General features: G+C 58.9%; 4 protein-coding genes. 2 read left to right on the plus strand and 2 right to left on the minus strand.

All coding sequences use genetic code 11. The features are described 5' to 3' along the window. Positions 1–253 precede the first annotated feature (253 nt). Complete coding sequence (gene ribF, locus BDE01S_RS08825) at positions 254–1,183, minus strand: bifunctional riboflavin kinase/FAD synthetase (RefSeq protein WP_066080369.1); 930 nt, start codon at positions 1,181–1,183, stop codon at positions 254–256. Between the two features lie 97 nt (positions 1,184–1,280). Beyond that, positions 1,281–1,682 carry a hypothetical protein gene (locus BDE01S_RS08830; protein WP_066080374.1) on the minus strand — a complete coding sequence of 134 codons (402 nt, stop codon included), beginning with the start codon at positions 1,680–1,682 and terminating at the stop codon, positions 1,281–1,283. Positions 1,683–2,154: 472 nt separating this feature from the next. Between BDE01S_RS08830 and BDE01S_RS08835 the strand changes: the two genes are divergently transcribed. Then, positions 2,155–3,027 (plus strand): YoaK family protein, encoded by an 873-nt coding sequence (locus tag BDE01S_RS08835; protein WP_416178188.1) that lies wholly within the window; start codon positions 2,155–2,157, stop codon positions 3,025–3,027. A 183-nt stretch (positions 3,028–3,210) separates the two neighbouring features. Further along, positions 3,211–3,885 (plus strand): YiaD family glycine zipper/OmpA-like lipoprotein, encoded by a 675-nt coding sequence (locus BDE01S_RS08840; protein WP_066080380.1) that lies wholly within the window; start codon positions 3,211–3,213, stop codon positions 3,883–3,885. The last annotated feature ends 223 nt before the right edge of the window (positions 3,886–4,108 follow it).

The raw sequence follows: 4,108 nt of genomic DNA on the forward strand, positions 1-4,108 counted from the left end.
CGACTATATATGCTTGAATTTTCAGAAAAACGAAACGAGTAGGCTGGGCTTCAGCCCAGCAAGAGCTTGTCACAGCCGGGCTGAAGCCCAGCCACGCTACACGCTGATAAATTGGAGATAGCCGTCTGAAAAACAAAACGTCTGTTTTCAGACGGCAGACGGTTTAAATGGCTTGTGCGTGGTTTAAGGTGTGTTTATCCCGTAAGGGGATTAAAGAGACAAGCCGCGCCGGTTTCAAAGGGGTAATGCGTCCTTATTCGGGCTGCCAGTTTGCGGCGGCGGCGATGTCGCGGGCGATTTGGGCTTGGAGGTCGGGGATGTTGTCGAATTTGATTTCGTCACGCAGTTTGTGCAGGAAGCGGATGTTCAGGCGCTGGCCGTAGAGGTCGCCTTGATAGTCGAACAGGTGTACTTCCAGCTTTTGGGCGCGGCTGCTGCTGACGGTGGGGTTGAGGCCGAAGCTGGCGACGCCGCGCCGTGTGCCGAAGCTGCCGCTGGCTTCGACGACGAAGACACCGTTGAGTGCGTAATGGTAGGGGGGTAGCTGGATGTTGGCGGTGGGGGCGTTGATGGTGCGGCCGAGTTTGCGGCCGTGTTTGACTTTGCCGCTGAGAGTGTAGTCGTGGCCGGAGAGTTTGCGGGCGTAGTCGAGCAGGCCGTCTGAAAGGGCTTGGCGCACGGCGGTGCTGCTGGTGCGGATGTCTTCGGTGATGACGGAGGGAGTGCGCTCGGTGAGAATGTCGGGTTGGGCGGCGAGCATGTCGTAGCTGCCTTCGCGCCCTGCGCCGAAGCGGAAGTCGTCGCCGATCAGCAGGTAGCGGGTGTTGAGATCGCGCCGCAGCAGGCAGTCGATAAATTCTTGCGCGCTCATGTCGGCAAAGGCTTGGTTGAAGCGCAATACCCATACGGCATCGACGCAGCCGGTTTGGCGCAGCAAATCGAGTTTGGTACGCAGGGGGGTGATGCGGTAGGGCAGCGGCCGGCCGGTTTTGCGGGCGAAAAATTCTTTGGGTTGCGGCTCGAAGACGACGGCGACCACGGGCAGCCCCAGCTCGAGGGCTTTGCGCTTGAGCTGTTGCAGGATGTGTTGGTGGCCGAGGTGTACGCCGTCGAAGTTGCCGATGGTGACCGCTGCGCCTTGGGAAAGCCGGGGCGCGCGGCATCGGCCGAGCCGGATGATCATGGTGGTGTGGTGTGTCGCTGAATCAGGCGGCTATTGTAAACGGATTTGGGGCGCGGATAAAGGCTGAATGCCGTCTGAAAATGCGGCGGCGGCGATTTTACCAATAACGCCAGTAGGGGTGGCGGCGGAAGGGATAAAAATAATCGTCCCAATCGTCATAGTAGCGGCGGATTTGCTGCAGGCGCTGCTGGGAAATGTGGTTTTGCCAAGCCATTTTGTAGCAGGCTTGAAACATGGGGTCGTTGATTTTGTCGATGTATTCGAGGCGCAATGCCTGCTGCTCTTTGCTCAATTCGGCCTGCGGCAGTTCGGCCAGGGCAAACTGGCGGCGCATCAGCTCGGCGGTGGCGGGGTCGCATTGGGCGGCCAGGGCGGTTTGCAGCTGTTGGCGGTAGTGTTGCTGCGCGGCCTCGCGGCGTGCCTGCTGCTCGGGGGTGATGGCGCAGGCAGCGAGACCGGATGCGGCGGCCAGTATCAGAAGGGCGCGTGATGCGGACATGGTGTTTCCTTTCGTTTTCAGTGTTGAATGTACGCCATTTTGCGGGGATTGTGAAGCGGGCGGGGCGTGTGGCAGGAACTGTTAATGACGTAGGACGGGCATCCTTGCCCGTCGCTTTGTTAAATAAAAGGTTTATCTCATTCTAAGCATGAGCGGCCTAAGCATGAGCGACGGGCAGGGATGCCCGTCCTACGACTGTTGTCTGCGGCTCGCTGCCTTGTAGCAGAGATTGTGAAGCGGGCGGGGTGTGTGGCAGGAGCTGTCAATGACGTAGGACGGGCATCCTTGCCCGTCGCTTTGTTAAATAAAAGTTTATATCATTCTAAGTATGAGCGACCTACGCATGAGCGACGGGCAGGGATGCCCGTCCTACGGCTGTTGTCTGCGGCGCGCTGCCTTGTAGCAGAATTGCATTCCACCGACTATACTGGAGGCTTGAGCCGCATCATGCGGCAGCCTGCCGTAATTGATGATGAGCCGACATTTTCCCGATAATCCGCAGGGGCGCAAACGCGCTGCGCCGCATTCCGCCCGCCACCATGCGCCGCCGTTTTGGCAAGCCGACCGGCCGTATCTGCACGCGCAGCAGATCTCGGACGCGCGTTTCCGCCGCTTGGGCTATATTATGGCGTTTTTGGCGGGGGCGATTAATGCGGGCGGCTTTTTCGCGTTTGCCCGTTATACGTCGCATGTGACCGGCTCGATGTCGCTGGCGGCGGATATGGTGTACACGCGGGAATGGGATTTGCTGCTGGTGGCTTTGTTCAGCGTGTGCTGCTTTATCGGCGGCGCGGCGCATTCGGCCTGGGTGATTTTTTGGACGCAGCAGAAGCGTTTTCGCGGCAGCTTTGGCTTTTCGATGTGGCTGGAAGCGTGTTATCTGCTGGTATTCGGGCTGTTTGGCGCAACGCTGCTGCATACGGATTGGGGCTGGGGCGGCATGGTGATGCCCTCGCTGGCGCTGTTTCAGCTCTGCTTTATTATGGGGATGCACAATACGGTGGTGACGGTGCTCTCCGGCGGTGCCATCCGCTCCACGCACATGACCGGCTCGGCCACGGATTTGGGCATCGAGCTGGCGAAATCCGTGTATTACGCCAAAAACCACCCGCGCCTGCCGCATGTGCGCGTCAACCGCCCGAAAATGCTGCTGCTGGCCGGGCTGATGGCAGCGTTTCTGGCCGGCGGCGTGGTCGGCGCGTGGGGCTATCAGGCGGCGGGACACCATTTCGCGCTGCCGGTTGCGCTGGTTTTGTTTGTCTTGGGCGCGGGCTCGGTGGGCTATGATGTCAAGCTGCGGCTGAAATTCTTTTTGCTGCGCCGCTACGCCAAACACAAGCGTTGACGCGGCTTGGCGGCGCTTCGGCGGAACTTGACAAATGTTAGCCCTGCGCGGGTGTGTGTAATATCGGGTTAAACGCGTTTTTGCCTGCTTGAAATGTTGGTTATCATGCTTGGGTTTTAGGGCGAGCAGCCCGTAATCTTATTTTTCAGACGGCCTGCCCGTCTTTATCGAAAGGATGATTCCATGAAATTCACCAAAACCCTGACCCTGGCCGTATTGGCCGCGCCTTTGGCTCTGGCAGGCTGCGTGACCAACGCGACCACCGGCCAGCAAACCGCCAGCAAAACCGCTCTGTACGGCTTGGGCGGCGCAGCTGTGTGCGGCATCGTCGGCGCATTGACCAACGGCAGCAAAGGCGCGCGCAACTCTGCGCTGGCTTGCGGCGCAGTCGGCGCAGGCATCGGCGGTTACATGGATTACCAAGAGAAAAAATTGCGCGAAAGCCTGGCCAACACCAATATCGAAATCGAACGTCAAGGCAACCAAATCAAACTGGTGATGCCTGAGAGCGTGACTTTCGCAACCGGCAGCGCGTCCCTGAGCGGCTCTGCACAAAGCGCCCTGGCTGCCGCAGCGCAAACGCTGGTGCAATATCCCGACACCACCATCACCATCAACGGCCACACCGACAACACCGGTAACGACAGCATCAACGAGCCGCTGTCCCGCAACCGCGCCCTGTCTGTTGCCACCTACCTGCAATCACGCGGCGTAGCGGTAAACCGCATGACTACCGCCGGCTACGGCTCACGCCAACCGATTGCTTCCAACGCGACTGCGGAAGGCCGCGCGCAAAACCGCCGCGTGGAAATCCTGATTAATCCGGATCAAAACGCGATTAACGCCGCACAGCGCTAATTTTACCCGTTTCGGTTAACGGAACTGAAACTGCCCGCATCCGATGTGCCGCCTTATGGCGGCAGGTCGGGGCGGGCGGTTTTTTTTGGGGTGTGCGGGGAAGGGTGCAGGTCGTCTGAAAAAAAAGGATGTGCGTGGACGATTAAGTGAACGGTATAGTTGAAGAAATTAAATTCTGATACAAGGTGGCAAGCCGCAGACAGTACAGATGATACGGCAAGGC

The sequence above is a fragment of the Bergeriella denitrificans NBRC 102155 genome (assembly GCF_001592185.1).
Taxonomy (GTDB): domain Bacteria; phylum Pseudomonadota; class Gammaproteobacteria; order Burkholderiales; family Neisseriaceae; genus Neisseria; species Neisseria denitrificans.

Excerpts from the sequence above, each read along its gene's own strand:
- ribF (WP_066080369.1), bottom strand. The coding sequence starts at position 1,183 with ATGATCATCCGGCTCGGCCGATGCCGCGCGCCCCGGCTTTCCCAAGGC.
- BDE01S_RS08835 (WP_416178188.1), top strand. The coding sequence starts at position 2,155 with ATGAGCCGACATTTTCCCGATAATCCGCAGGGGCGCAAACGCGCTGCG.
- BDE01S_RS08840 (WP_066080380.1), top strand. The coding sequence starts at position 3,211 with ATGAAATTCACCAAAACCCTGACCCTGGCCGTATTGGCCGCGCCTTTG.
- BDE01S_RS08830 (WP_066080374.1), bottom strand. The coding sequence starts at position 1,682 with ATGTCCGCATCACGCGCCCTTCTGATACTGGCCGCCGCATCCGGTCTC.